The organism is Methylobacterium sp. WL18 (assembly GCF_008040015.1).
Lineage (GTDB): Bacteria > Pseudomonadota > Alphaproteobacteria > Rhizobiales > Beijerinckiaceae > Methylobacterium > Methylobacterium mesophilicum.
This window is the reverse complement of record NZ_VRVD01001075.1, coordinates 1-922: the sequence shown is the minus strand read 5'-3', so window position 1 is coordinate 922 and position 922 is coordinate 1. Positions and strand designations below refer to the sequence as shown.

Here is a 922-nt window from a genome sequence, read left to right as displayed (position 1 = left end):
CTGCCGCCCTCCGCCTGATCCCACGATGGCGCGCCACGTTCCGCCCCGCCCCGATCCGGGCGACGACCCCGCCTACGCTGCCCTGAAGGCGCGCATCATCGCCCGCACGGGCCACCATTATTACATCGACAAGGACGAACTCCTGATCGAGCGCCTGCGCCGGCGCTTCCGGGCCACCGCCATCGCCGACTGCGCCGCCTACGGCGCCCTGCTGGCCGACCGCTCCCGGGGCGAGGCGGAATGGGCCTGCCTGGAGGCCGAGATCACCGTCGGCGAGACCTTCTTCTTCCGCTACGCCGAGCAGTTCCAGGCCCTGCGCCAGACGATCCTGCCGGCGCTGATCGCGGCCCGCAGCCTCGACCGCACCCTCCGGATCTGGAGCGCCGGCTGCTCGACCGGTGCCGAGCCCTATTCCCTGGCGATCCTGGTCCGCGAGGCCCTGGGGGACGCCCTGCCCGACTGGCGGATCGCGATCCTCGGCACCGATATCAGCGTCGAGGCGCTGGCGACCGCCCGGGCCGCCGAGTACGGGCGCTGGGCGTTGCGCACCATGCCGCCGGAGGAGCGGCTGCGCTATTTCACGCGCCTGCCCCCCGCCCCCGGGATCCGCCGCGAGGGCGGCTACGCCCTGCGGCCGGAATTCCGCGCGCTGGTGCGGTTCGAGCGCGGCAACCTCCTGAGCCTCATCGAGCCCAAGACCCCGCCGGGCGAGGGGTACGACCTGATCCTCTGCCGCAACGTGCTGATCTATTTCGAGGCCGAGACGGTGGCCGCGGTGGTGCGCGGCCTCGGGCGCAGGCTCCGGCCGGACGGCTGGCTGCTGCTGGGCCATGCCGAGCCGAACCCGACCTTCTCGGGGTTCCTCGATCCCGTAAGCCTGCCCGGGACCGTCGCCTACCGGCGCCTGGCCGACGCGGTGCAG

1 protein-coding gene is annotated in these 922 nt (G+C 73.2%); it reads left to right on the top strand.

All coding sequences use genetic code 11. The features are described 5' to 3' along the window. Positions 1–25: 25 nt before the first annotated feature. A partial coding sequence (locus tag FV228_RS30975; RefSeq protein WP_147857890.1) for a protein-glutamate O-methyltransferase CheR occupies positions 26–922 on the top strand: 897 nt, incomplete at its 3' end.